The organism is Nocardioides albertanoniae (genome assembly GCF_006716315.1).
GTDB classification, from domain to species: Bacteria; Actinomycetota; Actinomycetes; order Propionibacteriales; family Nocardioidaceae; genus Nocardioides; species Nocardioides albertanoniae.
Map to the genome: position 1 here is coordinate 292,501 of NZ_VFOV01000001.1, position 15,543 is coordinate 308,043.

Annotated in this window: 14 protein-coding genes and 2 rRNA genes (1 of these 16 only partly in view); 9 read left to right on the forward strand and 7 right to left on the reverse strand. The window is 68.0% G+C overall.

Features of this window, described 5'->3' with window-relative positions:
* A 23S ribosomal RNA gene (locus tag FB381_RS01390) occupies window positions 1–1,396 on the forward strand (it extends 1,695 nt beyond the left edge of the window).
* A 105-nt stretch (window positions 1,397–1,501) separates the two neighbouring features.
* Window positions 1,502–1,618 (forward strand): 5S ribosomal RNA (rrf, locus tag FB381_RS01395).
* Between the two features lie 296 nt (window positions 1,619–1,914).
* On the opposite strand, the gene FB381_RS01400 is transcribed toward rrf, so the two are convergent.
* A complete protein-coding gene (locus FB381_RS01400; RefSeq protein ID WP_141778631.1) occupies window positions 1,915–3,195 on the reverse strand; it encodes an MFS transporter in 1,281 nt (426 codons plus the stop codon).
* 99 nt (window positions 3,196–3,294) lie between these two features.
* Here FB381_RS01400 and FB381_RS01405 point away from each other — a divergent pair, with 99 nt between their 5' ends.
* A complete protein-coding gene (locus tag FB381_RS01405) occupies window positions 3,295–4,104 on the forward strand; it encodes a siderophore-interacting protein (protein ID WP_141778632.1) in 810 nt (269 codons plus the stop codon).
* 29 nt (window positions 4,105–4,133) lie between these two features.
* On the opposite strand, the gene FB381_RS01410 is transcribed toward FB381_RS01405, so the two are convergent.
* Genes FB381_RS01410 through FB381_RS01420 form a run of 3 tightly spaced genes read right to left on the reverse strand, consistent with a single transcriptional unit; the run spans window position 4,134 to window position 7,118 of the window.
* Window positions 4,134–5,399 (reverse strand): Nramp family divalent metal transporter, encoded by a 1,266-nt coding sequence (locus FB381_RS01410; RefSeq protein ID WP_141778633.1) that lies wholly within the window; start codon window positions 5,397–5,399, stop codon window positions 4,134–4,136.
* A gap of 21 nt (window positions 5,400–5,420) precedes the next feature.
* Window positions 5,421–6,650 carry an RNA polymerase sigma factor gene (locus FB381_RS01415; protein WP_141778634.1) on the reverse strand — a complete coding sequence of 410 codons (1,230 nt, stop codon included), beginning with the start codon at window positions 6,648–6,650 and terminating at the stop codon, window positions 5,421–5,423.
* A gap of 42 nt (window positions 6,651–6,692) precedes the next feature.
* A complete protein-coding gene (locus FB381_RS01420; protein WP_141778635.1) occupies window positions 6,693–7,118 on the reverse strand; it encodes a YciI family protein in 426 nt (141 codons plus the stop codon).
* 132 nt (window positions 7,119–7,250) lie between these two features.
* Between FB381_RS01420 and FB381_RS01425 the strand changes: the two genes are divergently transcribed.
* Window positions 7,251–8,144, forward strand: a complete 894-nt coding sequence (locus tag FB381_RS01425; RefSeq protein WP_141778636.1) for an LLM class flavin-dependent oxidoreductase — start codon at window positions 7,251–7,253, stop codon at window positions 8,142–8,144.
* On the opposite strand, the gene FB381_RS01430 is transcribed toward FB381_RS01425, so the two are convergent.
* Both FB381_RS01430 and FB381_RS01435 read right to left on the reverse strand, forming a co-directional pair.
* Window positions 8,141–8,965: a nicotianamine synthase family protein gene (locus FB381_RS01430; RefSeq protein ID WP_141778637.1), complete on the reverse strand. Its 825-nt coding sequence runs from the start codon at window positions 8,963–8,965 to the stop codon at window positions 8,141–8,143. The genes FB381_RS01425 and FB381_RS01430 overlap by 4 nt on opposite strands.
* Window positions 8,966–9,015: 50 nt before the next feature.
* Entirely contained in the window at window positions 9,016–9,375 is a 360-nt protein-coding gene (locus tag FB381_RS01435) for a MerR family transcriptional regulator (RefSeq protein WP_141778638.1), read from the reverse strand.
* 124 nt (window positions 9,376–9,499) lie between these two features.
* On the opposite strand from FB381_RS01435, the gene FB381_RS01440 reads away from it, so the two are divergent.
* From FB381_RS01440 to FB381_RS01450, 3 genes are all read left to right on the forward strand, one after another.
* Entirely contained in the window at window positions 9,500–10,609 is a 1,110-nt protein-coding gene (locus FB381_RS01440) for an alkene reductase (RefSeq protein ID WP_141778639.1), read from the forward strand.
* A 132-nt stretch (window positions 10,610–10,741) separates the two neighbouring features.
* Window positions 10,742–11,119 carry a YciI family protein gene (locus FB381_RS01445; RefSeq protein ID WP_141778640.1) on the forward strand — a complete coding sequence of 126 codons (378 nt, stop codon included), beginning with the start codon at window positions 10,742–10,744 and terminating at the stop codon, window positions 11,117–11,119.
* A gap of 1 nt (window position 11,120) precedes the next feature.
* Window positions 11,121–12,353, forward strand: coding sequence for an RNA polymerase sigma factor (locus tag FB381_RS01450; protein ID WP_141778641.1), 1,233 nt, complete (start codon window positions 11,121–11,123; stop codon window positions 12,351–12,353).
* A gap of 30 nt (window positions 12,354–12,383) precedes the next feature.
* Here the strand turns inward: FB381_RS01450 and FB381_RS01455 are convergent, their stop codons facing one another.
* Window positions 12,384–13,232 carry a LysR family transcriptional regulator gene (locus FB381_RS01455; protein WP_141778642.1) on the reverse strand — a complete coding sequence of 283 codons (849 nt, stop codon included), beginning with the start codon at window positions 13,230–13,232 and terminating at the stop codon, window positions 12,384–12,386.
* A 70-nt stretch (window positions 13,233–13,302) separates the two neighbouring features.
* Between FB381_RS01455 and FB381_RS01460 the strand changes: the two genes are divergently transcribed.
* Both FB381_RS01460 and FB381_RS01465 read left to right on the forward strand, forming a co-directional pair.
* Complete coding sequence (locus tag FB381_RS01460; RefSeq protein ID WP_141778643.1) at window positions 13,303–14,628, forward strand: FAD-binding oxidoreductase; 1,326 nt, start codon at window positions 13,303–13,305, stop codon at window positions 14,626–14,628.
* 89 nt (window positions 14,629–14,717) lie between these two features.
* Window positions 14,718–15,476 carry an HAD family hydrolase gene (locus FB381_RS01465; RefSeq protein ID WP_141778644.1) on the forward strand — a complete coding sequence of 253 codons (759 nt, stop codon included), beginning with the start codon at window positions 14,718–14,720 and terminating at the stop codon, window positions 15,474–15,476.
* Window positions 15,477–15,543 lie beyond the last annotated feature (67 nt).

The window sequence follows — 15,543 nt, forward strand, 5'->3', positions numbered from 1 at the left end:
GCAAATCCGGGCTCTGTATGTCTGAGATGTGATGGGGAGCCGTTTGGTGAAGTCGATGATCCTATGCTGTCGAGAAAAACCTCTAGCGAGTCATGAGCCGCCCGTACCCCAAACCGACTCAGGTGATCAGGTAGAGAATACCAAGGCGATCGAGCAAACCATGGTTAAGGAACTCGGCAAAATGCCCCCGTAACTTCGGGAGAAGGGGGGCCGGATCCGTGAACCACCTAGCGTGGGGAAGCGGTGATGGCCGCAGAGACCAGGCCCAAGCGACTGTTTACTAAAAACACAGGTCCGTGCGAAGTTGTAAGACGATGTATACGGACTGACTCCTGCCCGGTGCTGGAAGGTTAAGAGGACGGGTTAGCACTTGTGCGAAGCTCAGAATTTAAGCCCCAGTAAACGGCGGTGGTAACTATAACCATCCTAAGGTAGCGAAATTCCTTGTCGGGTAAGTTCCGACCTGCACGAATGGAGTAACGACTTGGGCGCTGTCTCAACCGTGGACTCGGCGAAATTGCACTACGAGTAAAGATGCTCGTTACGCGCGGCAGGACGGAAAGACCCCGGGACCTTTACTATAGTTTGGTATTGGTGTTTGGTTCGGCTTGTGTAGGATAGGTGGGAGACTGTGAAGCGCACACGCCAGTGTGTGTGGAGTCAACGTTGAAATACCACTCTGGTCGTACTAGATGTCTAACTTCGGACCATGATCTGGTTCAGGGACAGTGCCTGATGGGTAGTTTAACTGGGGCGGTTGCCTCCTAAAGTGTAACGGAGGCGCTCAAAGGTTCCCTCAGCCTGGTTGGCAATCAGGTGGCGAGTGTAAGTGCACAAGGGAGCTTGACTGTGAGACAGACATGTCGAGCAGGGACGAAAGTCGGAACTAGTGATCTGGCCACGGCATGTGGAAGCGTGGTCACTCAACGGATAAAAGGTACCCCGGGGATAACAGGCTGATCTTCCCCAAGAGTCCATATCGACGGGATGGTTTGGCACCTCGATGTCGGCTCGTCGCATCCTGGGGCTGGAGTAGGTCCCAAGGGTTGGGCTGTTCGCCCATTAAAGCGGCACGCGAGCTGGGTTTAGAACGTCGTGAGACAGTTCGGTCCCTATCCGCCGCGCGCGTAGGAAACTTGAGAAAACCTGTCCCTAGTACGAGAGGACCGGGATGGACGAACCTCTGGTGTGCCAGTTGTACCGCCAGGTGCATGGCTGGTTGGCTACGTTCGGAAGTGATAACCGCTGAACGCATCTAAGCGGGAAGCACGTTTCAAGATGAGGTTTCCCACCCTTTATGGGTTAAGGCCCCCTACAGACTATGGGGTTGATAGGCCGGAGGTGTACAGCAGAGATGCCTAGCCGACCGGTACTAATAGGCCGAGGGCTTATCTTTCATAAACCCTCAACAAAAACAACAAACGAAGACCGTTAATGTCTCGCGTCCACAACCAACTGTTGTAACACAGGTTTGGTCACCCCATGAGGTGATCTCTAGAGTTACGGCGGCCATAGCGAAGGGGAAATACCCGGTCCCATCCCGAACCCGGAAGTCAAGCCCTTCAGCGCCGATGGTACTGCAACCGAGAGGCTGTGGGAGAGTAGGACGCCGCCGGACATATCTTTGCGCAGGGCCACCCCTTCGGGGGTGGCCCTGCTGCCATTTACAGACAATGTGGCGGCCTCTTCACGGCACGCCCGGTTGACGTAACCGGGAACCCGGGGTGCAATGTCATAGTTGCAGTCCCAATCATCATCACGTACTAGGAGTTCCCATGGTCAAGAAGCTGCTCATCGCTGCCGTCATCGCCGCGGGTCTCGGTGTGGCCATCAAGCTGGCCACCAGCCGCTGATCCAGAGCTTCTCCAGCTGCCCGGTGCCTCTCGGTGCCGGGCAGCTGTCATTTGTGAACCGTTACGCAGCCTCGTCATCGGGCGTGATTGGTGAGGAGGCGTCCTGATCCGCGACCGGAAGATCGACCTCGGCGAGGGAACGACGTGCACCGGGGATGGCCAAGATGCCGGCCACCACGATGAACAGCAGCATCCCGGCGGCGACGAGGAGAGTCTCCACGGAGAACTGGTCGGCCAAGGGACCGAAGACCACCATCGACATCGGCATCGCGACGGACATGACGATGCCTACGATCCCGAAGACCCGGCCCTGCATCTCGGGCTCGACGCGCTCCTGCAAGATCGTCATCGCGGGTGCGCTCAGGGCCGAGAAGGACAGACCGATGAGCAGGCCGATGACGAAGAAGAGCCACATGTTCGTCGAGATGCCGAGCCCGACGACGAGCAGGCCGATGAGGACGACCGCTCCCACCATCAGCCGCATCCGGTGCGTGATCCGAGGTCCGAACGTCGCCATCGCGGCCCCGCCGGCCAGCATCCCGAACCCCCAGAAGAGCTCGTTGGCGGTGAGCTTCCAGACCTCGTCGCCGAAGGTGCGCGTGACCATGAGCGGGGTCAGGTAGGAGGGTGCTCCGACCATCACCATCACAAGGGTGAAGAGGATGAGCACCCAGCGGACGTGCGCATGGCCGGCGACGTACCTCAGGCCCGCGCGCAGGTCTCCGAAGTAGGACGCCTGACCCTGGTCGGGGCGCACCAGGCGCGCGACCGGCACCAGCGCGAGGAGACCCACGCCGATCAGTGCGGTGGCGGCGTCGACGAAGAACACGGCCACGATGTCCATGCTGGCGTAGATGACCGCGGCCACGGCGGGCGCGAGGAGTGCCATCGCGGACTGGATGGTCTGGAACGCTCCGTTGATCCGGAGGAGCTGCGACGTCGGCACGATCTGCGGGATCATCGCGGTCACCGCCGGCATCTGGATGCCCGCGAAGACGGACCGGACAGCCAGGGCCAGATAGATGATCCAGAGATCGTCGATGCCGCTCGCCATCAAGCCGGCCAGGATCAGGGTCGCCACGGCGATCGTGGTGTCCGCTCCCATGATCAGGAACTTGCGGTGGTGTCGATCTGCCCAGACGCCGCCGAAGATCGACATGAACGCCTGCGGGAGCATGCCGAAGACGAGGCTCAGCATCAGCACGGATCCGGACTGCGTCTCGATGGTGAGGTGCCACATGACGGCGAACATCACCAGCATCGATCCCAGCAGCGAGACCGTCTGCCCTGCCAGGAAGATCACTGCGTTGCGCTTCCAGCCCGGAAGCTCCTCTGCGGACATGGCGTCCACCCTTTACCTGGCCGAGGGACCAGTCAACCGACTTTGGCCCACCTGACCCCTCGCCGAGTAAGGTAACCCTAACTTTCGATGGGAGCGGGTATGGGGTTCGATGACGGCCGGAAGCTGAAGGGCGCGTACGCAGCAGAGGTCGTGCGTACGAAGCAGGTGACGCCGCACATGGTGCGGGTCACCTTCGGGGGAGGTGACGTCGGCCAGTTCCCACAGCGCGGCTTCGATCAGTGGTTCCGGCTCTTCCTCCCGCGACCGGGTGGCGAGGACACCAACTTCGCTGTGGTGCCCGAGAAGCTCGGGATGATCGACTATCTCAAGTTCATGACGCACGGCGACCGGCCGCCGCTGCGCAACTACACGGTGCGTGAGCACCGGCCGGATCTGGGCGAGATCGACGTCGACTTCGTCGTCCACGGCGACCTCGGGATCGCCGGCCCGTGGGCCGGCAGGGCGCAGCCCGGTGACCGGGTCGTGCTGATGGACCAGGGCAAGGGGTTCGATCTCGCCCCGGATGCGACCTTCCACCTGCTGGTCGGCGACGAGTCGGCCCTTCCGGCGATCCTCGGGATCCTCCGCGACCTCCCGCCTCACGCGCGAGGGCTGGCCATCATGGAGATTCCCGACCTGGCCGACGTACAGGATGTCTCTGGGCCCGACGGCGTCGAGGTGCGATGGCTGTCGCGCTCAGCGGAGGGGGCCGCGGCCGGTCAGCCGGGTGCGCTGGCGCTCGCGGAGCTGAGGTCGTTCACGCCCGAGGAGCCGGCGACGCTGTCGGCCTACCTTGTCGGCGAGCGCACGATCCCCGCGGAGGGGCGCCGCCATCTGGTCGCGGCCGGGGTGCCGAAGTCGCGGATCACGTTCGTCGGCTACTGGCGGATCGGCAAGGCCCAGGCGTAGGTCCCGGCCGATCCGCCGTCGCTCGAGCCTCAGCCGAACAGGTCCGTGATCGACGTGCGCACCTGGTCGAACGCGAGCCAGGCGAAGAGCAGGGCGCAGACGATCAGGCCGATGTTGGAGACCCACTTGTTGCGCCACTCCGCCGGGGTGTGGCTCGTGTTGAGGAGCCAGAGCAGGGTGACCGCCAGGAACGGCATGAAGAAGGCCCCCAGCACTCCGTAGATGAGGATCAGCCAGGCGGGCTCGTCGGCCAGCAGCAGCCAGAGCATCGGGGGGAAGGTGAGCCAGAGGATGTAGGACCGGTACCAGATGCCGCCGGACTTGGCCTCGGGCTCGTCGGCACGACCACGCAGGGTGCCGACGAAGTCGGCGAACATCAGGCTGACACCGTTCCAGACACCGACCAGCGACGACATCGCGGCGGCCCAGAAGCCGATCAGGAAGAGCTTGCCGAACCAGTTGCCGTAGCGATCGGCGAGCACGTTGGACAGGTCGAGCATCCCCTTGTCGCCGGTGCCGATGGCGATGTTGGCCGAGTAGAGCAGCTCGGCGCCGACGATGAGGGTCGCGATCACGAAGATGCCGGTGACGACGTACGCGGTGGTGTTGTCGATCCGCATCACGCGCATGAACTGTGGGGTGTGCCAGCCCTTCTCGCGCAGCCAGTAGCCGTAGGCAGCGAGGGTGATCGTGCCGCCGACGCCGCCGGCGACCGAGAGGATGTTGACCAGAGAGCCCTCGGGGATGGTCGGCACCAGGCCCTTGAGGAGGTCGGGAAGGTTGGGCAGCGTCACGAGCGCGGCAGCGACCATCGTCACGAACATGATGCCCACCAGAACGGCGAGGAACTTCTCGAAGAGGCCATAGCGGCCGGCCCACACGATGGCGAGCCCGATCAGCCCGGACAGGATGCCCCAGAACTTCACCGACGCGAACGAGAACAGCGCCGCCAGCGAGAGACCGGTGCCGGCCATGGCGGCGGCGCCGTAGATGAAGCCCCAGATGACGATGTAGGGGCCGAAGTAGATCGTCGTCCAGATGCCCAGACGCCGCCAGCCCTGGAAGATCGTCTCGCCGGTCGCGAGGCTGTAGCGCCCCGCGCCCTCGACCAGCACGACCTTCAGCGCGCAGCCGATGACCACGGCCCACAGCAGGGCATAGCCGTACTTGCTGCCTGCGATCAGCGTGGCGACCAGGTCGGCCGCGCCGACGCCGGTCGCGGCGACCACGAGGCCGGGCCCCAGGATGCGCCAGCGGGGAGTGCCGGACGGCGCCGTTCTGCTTGCATGTGACATGGGGCACAGGTATACCCCGTTTTAGGTGAGCTCCGCGATCTTTTGTCTGAGTACGACTCGCTCGCGGTCGTTGGTGCACATCTCCGCGGCCCGCTCGAGCTCCTTGCGCGCCTCGGCACTGCGCCCGAGACGACGCAGCAGCTCGCCGCGTACGGTCGGGAGGAGGTGGGTGTGGTCGAGCCGCTTGTCGTCGGCGAGCCGATCGACGAGCTCCAGCGCGGGCAGCGGGCCGTGAGCCATCGCCACGGCGACGGCTCGGTTGAGGTCGACGATCGGGTTCGGTGCGATGCGGCCCAGCGCCTCGTAGAGCACGATGATCCGCTCCCAGTCGGTCTGCTCGACCGACTCGGCGACCGCATGGGTGCCGGCGATGGCGGCCTGCAGCCCGTAGGGGCCCAGCCCGCGCGGGGTCGCCTGCTCGAGGGCAGCCATGCCCCGCTTGATCGCGCCCCGGTCCCAACGGGTGCGGTCCTGATCCTCGAGGAGGATGGGATCGCCGCTCGCGTCGATGCGTGCGGGGAAGCGAGAGGCGGTCAGCTCCATGAGCGCCAGCAGGCCGTACGCCTCCGGCTCCTCGGGCAGGACGCCGATCAGCACCCGCGTCAGTCTGCGCGCCTCACGCGCGAGGTCGGTGCGGATCAGCTCGTCGCCCGACGTCGCGGTGGAGCCCTCGGTGAAGATCAGGTAGAGCACGCTGAGCACGCCGGGGAGCCGCTCTCGGCGCTCGTCCGGGGGCGGTGCCTCGAAGGGCACCTGCGCGGCTGCGATCGTCTTCTTCGCGCGGGTGATCCGCGCCTGGATCGTCGCCACCGGCACCAGGAAAGCGCGCGCGATCTCCTCGCTGCTGAGACCGCCGACGACCCTGAGCGTGAGCGCCACCCGCGCCTCTTTCGACAGCACGGGGTGGCAGGAGACGAACATCAGAGCCAGGATGTCGTCGTCGATCCGCTCGACATCCACGTCGTCGTCGTACGCCTCGTCCTGGTCGTGGGCGATGGCCGCGTACTTCTCCCGCTGGACCCCCGCACGCCGGATGGTGTCGATGGCACGCCGCTTGGCGGTGGTCATCAGCCAGCCGGTCGGGTTGGCCGGCCGACCGTGCTCGGGCCAGGAGACCAGCGCCTCGGCGAGGGCCTCCTGGGCGGCGTCCTCGGCGAGGGCGAAGTCGCCGGTGAAGCGCGCGAGCGCGCCGACGATGCGGGCGGACTCGATCCGCCAGATCGCCTCGACGGCGCGCGTCGCGTCACTCATCGGTGTCTCCTCGACCGGAGTCTCGACCGGCTCGGGCGCCGGTCAGAGCTGACCGTTCTTGGTGCGCCACTCGAGCTCCTTCTGGATCCACGGGTTGTCCTGCGGGAACTCGTCGATCGTCGGCACCCGGCGCACCTCGACGGCGCTGCCGGGGAAGTAGGTCAACCGCTTGGCCCACTCGACGGCCTCCTGCTTCGAGGCGACCGAGAGCAGGTAGAAGCCCCCGAACAGCTCCTTGGTCTCGCCGTAGGGGCCGTCGGTGACGACCGGCTGCTCGCCGTCGGCGTAGGTGACGACCGTGTGTTCCTCGGGGTCGAGGCCCTCCATGGCGAGCACGACGCCCGACTTGATGAGCTCGTCGTTGAGCTTGCCCATCGTCTCGAGCATCTGCTCGAAGGGGATGTCGGCCATCGCGGCGTTCTGCTTCTCCTCGTCGATGGTGCGCCAGATCAGCATGTACTTCGGCATATCGGTTGCTCCTGTGTCGGTCGGGCCGCTTTGCCGGCCCGTTCACCCCTTGGTCGAACGAGGCGTGCGCGGGATCGACAACCCGACGAGAAATGTTTCGAGGGAAGTTTCGGGCGTGGGTAGATTGGCCGGGTGAAGATCTCGCTGTGGCCCAACCTCGTCTTCCCCACTGCCGACATCCTTGCCGAGGCGCAGGCGGCTGACCAGGCCGGCTGGTTCGGCGTGTGGGTCGCCGACCACTACATGCCCAACACCGGCACCGACGAGGTCGACGACGGGCCGATGCACGAGGTCTGGGGAATCCTGCCCGCGCTGGCCGCGACGACCCAGAACGTACGCATCGGGCCCCTCGTCTCGCCGACGACGATCCACCACCCGGCGCTGCTCGCGAACCGGGCGGCGACGATCGACCACATCGCCCGCGGGCGGTTCGTGCTCGGCCTGGGCGCCGGCTGGCAGATCAACGAGCACAACGCCTACGGCATCGAGCTGCCCCCGGCCAAGGTGCTCGTCGATCGCTTCGAGGAGGCCATCGAGGTCACCCGGTCGCTGCTCGACAAGCCGCGCACGACCTTCGAGGGCACCTACTTCCAGGTGGCCGACGCGCCCTGCGAGCCCAAGCCGGTGGCGTCGCCGCTCCCGATCCTCGTCGGCGCCAAGGGGCCGAGGATGCTCCGCGTCGTCGCTCAGCACGCCGACGAGTGGAACACCTGGGGCACGCCGGAGAAGGCCGGTGCCGTGCGGGCCAAGCTGCTCGAGGCGTGCGAGCAGGTGGGCCGTGATCCTGGCACGATGCGCACGACCACCAACCTCCACCTCGACCTCGACGGCGCCAACCCGGCCGTGCCGGCGATGACCCAGACCGGGTCGGTGGACGAATTGCAGGACCTGATCGGGCGCTACGTCGAGGCCGGCTTCGACGAATACATCCTGCCGACCCGCAACCTCGGCGCCACCGGCGCCGAGCGGATCGAGCGGGCCGCCCAGCTCAAGGCCGAGATCATCGACCCCGTGCTCGCTCGTTAGGCACTCGGCCGGGCGAGGATGGCGCTGTTGATGACGTCGGTGCCCGGCGCGTCGATCTCAGGGATCGCTTCGGCGACGACCCTCAAGCCGGCGAACGCGGCCGGACCGACCGGCGGATAGAGCAGCGTACGCAGCCCCCGGGCGCTCCGCGCCAGCACGAGGCCGCCCGGCGCGAGGTGGGTGACGGCACCGCCGAGCACGGCCGCCTTGGCCGCATCGTCGACGCCGACCAGGCCGGCGAGGAGCACGACGTCGACGGGTCGCGGCGGTGTGGCGGCCGCGGCGTCGGCGTGCTCGAAGGTCACCCCGACGGCGCCCAGGCGACCGAACGCGGCCGACGAGAGCCGGATCGCCTCGGCGTCGTGATCGACGCAGTGCACGGTGATCCCGTGCTCTGCCAGGCAGAGGGCGGTCAGGGGGAGCGGACCCGAGCCGAGGAGCAGGACGTGTCGAGCCTCCGTGCCCTCGCGGCGTACGGCCTCCAGCTCCATCTCGACGAGGAGCCGATAGTTCTCGCGATAGGGAAAGTGGGCGAACGTCCCGACGGGATCGGAGGAGTGCACGATCCGGTCGGCCCAGGACCGCTCGAGCGCGTGCTCGCCGGTGGAGGCCACCGAGCGGAAGACGGCTGGGTGATGCGACGGCGGCAGCGCGGCGAGCACAGCGTCGGCCGCAGGCTCGGGCACGCTCAGGATCGCCGTCACCAGCCGGTTGAAGAGGGCGTCGACGACGATCCCGGGATCGAGCGACGCCTGGCCGAGCAGGTCGTCGAGGGTGGAGGTCAGACGGTCGTCAACAGCTTCGAAGGCACCCGGATCCACAACGGGTCACGATCCCACAGCCGCGGCGCCAGTCGCACGTTGTTGTTCGATCAGGCGGTCGCCCGGTAGCCACGGTTGAGCTCGATGAGCTCGTCGAGGGAGTCGCGGGTGCGGAGCAGCTCCTCGATGTGGGCGCTGAGGCGCTCGCGCTCGATGAGCATCCGGTCGAAGGCGGCGTCGGCCGCCTCGGCGCTCGGGGTGTCGACGCAGGGGAGCACCTCGGCGATGGTGCGGCTGGAGAGGCCGCCGGCGTAGAGGCGCTGCACGAAGATGACGCGGTCGACCGCCTCGTCGCGATAGTGACGTTGGCCGCTCGGGCTGCGCTCGCTGTGCAGCAGCCCCTGCTCCTCGTAGTAGCGCAGCGAGCGCACGCTCACGCCCGCTCGCGCGGCGAGCTCTCCGATCCGCATCCGTGCCTCCGTTTCGTGGCGAGCAGACGTGTGAGCGGGCCTGTGACCTCGCCCACAAGACTTGCCTCTGACGTCAGTGTCAGGTTCTAGCGTAGTCGACGAGACCTCAACCAAGGAGAACAGCGTGTCCAACCTCTTCGAGAGCCACCGGATCGGCGACCTGACCCTGCCCAACCGGGTGGTGATGGCGCCGATGACGCGGGCTCGTGGCACCGCCGACGGCCTGGCGACCGAGTCCATGGCGACGTACTTCGCCCAGCGCGCGAGCGCTGGTCTGCTGATCAGCGACGGGATCCCGCCCAACCTGGTCGGCACCGCCAGCGCCGGCATCGCCGGCCTGCGGAACGACGCCGAGGCCGAGTCGTGGCGTCAGGTGACCGACGCCGTGCACGCGGGCGGCGGGCGGATCTTCGCCCAGATCATGCACGGCGGCCGGATGGGTCACGAGACCACCACGGGCCTGCGGCCGGTCGGGCCCTCGGTGGTCGCTGCGGACTCGCAGGTCTTCACCGCGGCCGGCTTCGTGCCGGCACCCGAGCCGCGCGAGCTCGCGGCCGGCGAGGTGACCGAGCAGGCCGAGGCGTACGCGGCCGCTTCACGTCGCGCGGTGGACGCCGGCTTCGACGGCGTCGAGCTGCACGGCGCCAACGGCTACCTCATCAACCAGTTCCTCTCCTCCAACGCCAACCTGCGCACCGACCGCTACGGCGGCACGATCGCCAACCGGATCCGCTTCGCCGTCGAGGCGGCTGCGGCGACGGTCGATGCCGTGGGCGCCGGCCGGGTCGGCATCCGGCTCTCACCCGGTGCCGGGCTGGGCGACATCGTCGAGGACGAGATGCCGGAGCTCTACGGTGCACTGCTCGACGAGCTCGGCCGCCTCGACCTCGCGTACGTCCACCTCGTCGCCTCCGCCGAGGAGGAGATCCTGCTCGACCTGCGTCGCCGGTGGGGGCAGACGCTGATCATCAACCCGAGCTCCTGGCTGACCCGCGGCGACTCCGTGTTCGGTGCGAGCTCCACCGACCTGGCCTCGGCCGACCACTGGCTCGGGCTGGGCGCAGACCTGATCAGCTTCGGGCGGCCCTACCTGGCCAACCCCGATCTCGTCGAGCGGCTGCGGCTCGGGCTCCCGCTCGCGGAGGCGGACGTGGCGACCTACTACGCCGGCGGGGACAGCGGGTTCATCGACTATCCGGCCCACGCGGACACCGGGCAGGAGGACGTCGCCTGAGGTTGGCCGATCCAGCGACTTCCCGAGCCGCTTCTGGGACGATGTAGAACGACGCCGATCGGCTCCGACGTATCCCCCGTAAGCACGCCTACGGATGGCGCCCGCGACCGGCGCCGATGAAAGGGAAGAGCCATGAAGTACGTCATCCTCATCCACTCCAACCCGCAACCGTGGGGCCACCCGACCGGTGACTTCATCCCCGAGGTGAAGTCGCTCCCGCAGGCCACTCAGGACGAGCTGATGGGTGCGTGGGAGGCGGTGATGGAGGAGCTCTCGGCCAACGGCGAGCTGCTCGGCGGCCAGGCCCTCGCGGACCCCGTCTCCGCGAAGCTCTATCGCTGGGATGCCGGCGAACCGGTCGTCACCGACGGCCCCTACTCCGAGGCCAAAGAGCACTTGGCCGGCTTCTTCCTGATCGACGTCGAGTCGCAGGAGCGGGCCGAAGAGGTGGTGCGCAGCTTCGCCGGACCCGGTGAGACGGTCGAGCTGCGGCCGGTGGCAACCTACTGACATGACGGTGACGGGAGTCGAGGACGTGTGGCGGCAGGAGTCCGCCCACGTCCTCGGCGCCCTGCTGCGGGTCCACTCCGACCTCCCCGACTGCGAGGACGCCGCGCAGGAGGCGCTGATCGCCGCCAGCCAGCGATGGTCGTACGACGGGGTGCCGGCCAACCCGCGAGCCTGGCTGATCCGGGTGGCGCATCGTCGCCTGATCGACCAGCTGCGGGCCGACGCGTCGCGCACCCGTCGCGAGGTCGCCGACGGGATCGCCCGGCGGCTCGACGAGCCCGAACCGGCGGCGGTGGAGATCGCCTCGGCCTACGACGACTCGCTGCGGCTGATGATGATGTGCGCCCATCCCGCGTTGCGCCGTCCCTCTCAGGTGGCGATCACGCTGCGGTGCGTGGGTGGCCTGACGACCTCGGAGATCGCCGCCGCCTATCTGGTGCCGGAGGCGACGATGGGCCAACGGATCAGCCGAGCCCGATCGACTTTGAAGAACGAGCTGTTCTGCTCTCCGGCACCTGACGAGCTGCCGGAGCGGATCGCGTCCGTGCTCGACGTGTGTCATCTGATCTTCAACGAGGGACACACCCGCACCAGCGGCCCCGACCTCCAGGGTGTCGAGCTCACCGAGGAGGCCGTGCGGCTGACCCGGATCGTGCGTGGTGTGCTCCCTGAGCACGACGAGGCCACCGGCCTGCTCGCGCTCATGCTGCTCACCCAGGCCCGCTCGGCCGGGCGGGTCGACCATCTCGGCGACCTGATCCCGCTCGCCGACCAGGACCGCACCCAGTGGGACCGCGACCTGGTCGGCGAAGGTGTCGCGCTGCTCGAGGACGTACTGCCGGAGGGGCCGGTCGGCCGCTACCAGCTGCAGGCGGCGATCGCGGCCGTCCATGCCGAGGCCGAGTCGTACGCCGCCACCGACTGGCTCCAGATCAACCTGCTCTACGGGATGCTCGCCCAGGTGGCGCCATCGCCCGCGGTCACGCTCAACCGCGCGGTGGCGGTGGCGATGAGCCTCGGCCCCGAGCACGGGATCGAGATCGTACGCGACCTGTTGGAGCACCCGGCGATGCAGCGCCACCACCGGGCACATGCCGTGCTGGCGCACCTGCTCGAGCAGTCCGGCGACGTCGTGGGAGCTCGGGAGCACTACGTGCTCGCGGCCCGGCTGACTCAGAGCGTGCCGGAGCAGCGCTACCTGAACCGACGGGTCGAGGCGCTCGACGGTCGCTGAGGCATGGCTGATGCCGACGTCCGGTCGAGCTCAGCCGGTCGCCGTCGCCTCGGCGAGGGCAGCGACCTTGGCGGTGCGCGCGCCGGTGCGCCAGCACAGCACCCATCGCACCGGGGGAAGCCCGGGCTCGAACGGCACCATGGCCAACGTGGGCCGGGCGAAGTAGTCGGCCGCGTGTGCGGCCAACGGGCAGACTCCTTCGCCGGCGGCGACTCGTGCCATCAGGTCGAGCAGGGTCGCGACCTCGGGCTCGGGCTCTCTCCGGTAGGGCGCCGCTCGCCTGCCGGCCCGGAAGACCGCCTCGCCGTCCAGGTGGTCGAGGTCGTCGAGCGTCACCGTGGACCGGCCGGCCAGAGGATGGTCTCGGGCGACGGCCAGCACGACCGGCTCCTCGAGCACGACCGGTCCTTCGTCGAACCCGTCGGCCTCGACCGGGCCGTTGGTGATGGTGACGTCGACCTCGCCGGCACGCAGCAGATCGAGCGGATCGACGAACCCGGTCTCACGGAAGACCACCTCGGTGCCGGGGTTGCGCCGGCGGAAGCGGGCGAACACCGGGGCGGCGAGCTCGGCCACCGCGGGTGCCTCGAGACCCACCGAGAGAGTGCCGGTGACACCCTTCCCGGCTGCCGTCGCGGCGGCGATCCCGCGCTCGATGCGGTCGTGGCCGGCGCGGAGGTCTGCGTAGAGGGCCGCGCCGACCGGGGTGATCGCGACACGTCGGCTGGTGCGGTCGAACAGGGACACCCCGAAGCGGCGCTCCAGCTTCTTGATCGTCTGGCTCACCCGGGCCTGCGAGACCAGCAGGCGCTCGGCGGTGCGACCGAAGTGGAGCTCTTCGGCGAGAGTCAAGAAGATCTCGATCTCGCGCCGTTCCATAACTCTCACATTATCAGTCGATGCACGAAGCGTCATTGTTCGCCCAGGTCAGAACCGAGATCCTCGAACCATGACTGATTACCTCTTCCCGCATGATTCCAGCTACGACACCGAGCGCACCGGCTACAACCTGTCCGTCGACCACAAGCCCGAGGTCGTCGTCGTGGCGACGTCGGCCGCCGCCGTGGTCGACGCGGTCCGCTACGCCACCGGGCGCGGACTCGGCGTGGCCGTCCAGGCGACGGGCCACGGCGTATCGGTGCCTGCCGACGGCCAGGTGCTGATCAACACCTCGCGGATGGACGGCGTCACCATCGACCCGGCCACACGCACGGCGAAGGTCGAGGCCGGCGTGCGCGGTGGGGCGCTCGTGCGCGCCGCGGCCGAGCACGGTCTCGCGCCGGTGAACGGCTCCTCGCCCGAGGTAGGAGTGGTGTCCTACCACCTCGGTGGCGGCATCGGCGTGCTCGGTCGCCAGCTCGGCTGGGCCGTCGACCACGTACGCAGCCTGGACATCGTGACAGCCGACGGGCAGCTGCGTCATGTCACGGCGACCTCGGAGCCCGAGCTCTTCTGGGCGCTGCGCGGTGGCGGCAAGGGCAACCTCGGAGTCGTGGTGGCCCTCGAGATCGACCTGCACCCGATCGCCCGGCTGTACGGCGGCGGCCTGCACTTCGATGCCACCGATCCTGCCGAGGCCGAGCGAGTGCTCACGACCTGGGGAGCCTGGACGCGGACCACCCCCGAGACCATGGGTACGTCGGTGCTGCTGATCCAGATGCCCGACCTGCCTGTCCTGCCCGAGCCGATCCGCGGGAAGCGCGTCATCCATGTGCGCGTCGCGTTCACCGGCCAGGCTGCCGACGGGGAGCGGCAGATCGCTCCGCTCCGCGAGCTCGGACCGGTCACCGACAGCGTCACCGAGATGCCCTACTCGCGGATCGGCACCATCCACGCCGAGCCGACGGCCCCGGCGGCGTTCCATGCCCGCAACGCGATGTTGCACTCGTTCGACCAGGACACCGCCGCCGAGATCGTGGCCGAGGCCGACTCGGCTCGTTTCCTGGTGGAGGTGCGCCACATGGGCGGTGCGTTCGCGCGTCCTGGTGCGATGCCGAGCGCGCTCGGCAGGCGCGACGGTGACTACGTGATCTATGCGGGCGGCGTCGCGGACGGCGAGGCAGCGGCGAGCCTCACCGCAGACCTCGACCGGCTGGTGACGAGCATGGAGCCGTGGGCCACCGGCGGGCCGGCGGTCAACTTCCTCTCCGGTCCGGAGGTGAGCGCGGCTCGGCTCGGTGCCGGCTATCGGCCGGTCGATCTCGAGCGCCTCGCCGCGATCAAGCGCGCCGTCGACCCGGCCGACGTCTTTCGGACTCATCACGGCCGGGCGTGACCGAGGGTTTGCGTCGGGTTCGGCCGCCGCACGGCTGCGATGGTGGCGAAGTCCCCCGGGACGGATTCGAACGTGGCTAGGCTGAGGTCATGGACGAGGGAGGCGTGCGCGCAGTCCTCTTCGACCTGCACGACACTCTCGTCCCGAGCGGACACCCGGCCGAGCACGATGCCGTGGCCAGGGCGATGGGTGCAGACCTCGGGGTCGATCCCGACGCGTTCGCGACCGTCGTCTCCGAGACGTTCGACGAGCGCGTACGCGGCCTGATGGCCGAAATGCACCACACCGTGCGTTATCTGGCCCGTCAGGTGGGCGGCTCGCCCACCGAGTCGCAGGTGGAGAGCGCGATCAGGCGCCGTCTCGACTACTCGCTCTCGCTGCACGGCGCGACCTGGGCGCTGCCGGCGCTGAAGGCGCTGCGCAAGCGGGGCTTCAGACTCGGCGTGGTGGCCGACTGCTCCGCCGAGACGATCGCGATCTGGCCGCAGAGCCCGCTCGCCGAGCATCTCGACGGTGTCTCGTTCTCCTGCCAGACCGGGGTGCGCAAGCCCGACTCGGGCGCCTATCTCGTCGCCGCGGCCGCCCTCGAGGTGAGCACCAACGACTGCGTCTACGTCGGCGACGGGATGGATCATGAGCTGAGCGGTGCCGAGGCGGTCGGGATGCGAGCCGTCCGGTTCCAGGCGCCGGCGGCCGGCCGCGATCCGGACTGGAGCGGTCCGACCATCGACGACCTGGGCGAGCTCGTCGGGATGATCGGCGTGCCGATGCAGCGCGATCAGTCCGCATCGCGGACCTTCGTCTCCGGAAACGTGGTGCCCTGGGGGTCGAAGCGATCGCCCCGATGAACCCTCGCTGAGGAGCCGGGCCTCGGCGTGTGGTCACCTCGTGCGGCCTGCTGGTCGGGGGTCAGCG

Excerpts from the sequence above, each read along its gene's own strand:
- FB381_RS01400 (WP_141778631.1), bottom strand. The coding sequence starts at position 3,195 with ATGTCCGCAGAGGAGCTTCCGGGCTGGAAGCGCAACGCAGTGATCTTC.
- FB381_RS01405 (WP_141778632.1), top strand. The coding sequence starts at position 3,295 with ATGGGGTTCGATGACGGCCGGAAGCTGAAGGGCGCGTACGCAGCAGAG.
- FB381_RS01410 (WP_141778633.1), bottom strand. The coding sequence starts at position 5,399 with ATGTCACATGCAAGCAGAACGGCGCCGTCCGGCACTCCCCGCTGGCGC.
- FB381_RS01415 (WP_141778634.1), bottom strand. The coding sequence starts at position 6,650 with ATGAGTGACGCGACGCGCGCCGTCGAGGCGATCTGGCGGATCGAGTCC.
- FB381_RS01420 (WP_141778635.1), bottom strand. The coding sequence starts at position 7,118 with ATGCCGAAGTACATGCTGATCTGGCGCACCATCGACGAGGAGAAGCAG.
- FB381_RS01435 (WP_141778638.1), bottom strand. The coding sequence starts at position 9,375 with ATGCGGATCGGAGAGCTCGCCGCGCGAGCGGGCGTGAGCGTGCGCTCG.
- FB381_RS01445 (WP_141778640.1), top strand. The coding sequence starts at position 10,742 with ATGAAGTACGTCATCCTCATCCACTCCAACCCGCAACCGTGGGGCCAC.
- FB381_RS01450 (WP_141778641.1), top strand. The coding sequence starts at position 11,121 with ATGACGGTGACGGGAGTCGAGGACGTGTGGCGGCAGGAGTCCGCCCAC.
- FB381_RS01455 (WP_141778642.1), bottom strand. The coding sequence starts at position 13,232 with ATGGAACGGCGCGAGATCGAGATCTTCTTGACTCTCGCCGAAGAGCTC.
- FB381_RS01460 (WP_141778643.1), top strand. The coding sequence starts at position 13,303 with ATGACTGATTACCTCTTCCCGCATGATTCCAGCTACGACACCGAGCGC.
- FB381_RS01465 (WP_141778644.1), top strand. The coding sequence starts at position 14,718 with ATGGACGAGGGAGGCGTGCGCGCAGTCCTCTTCGACCTGCACGACACT.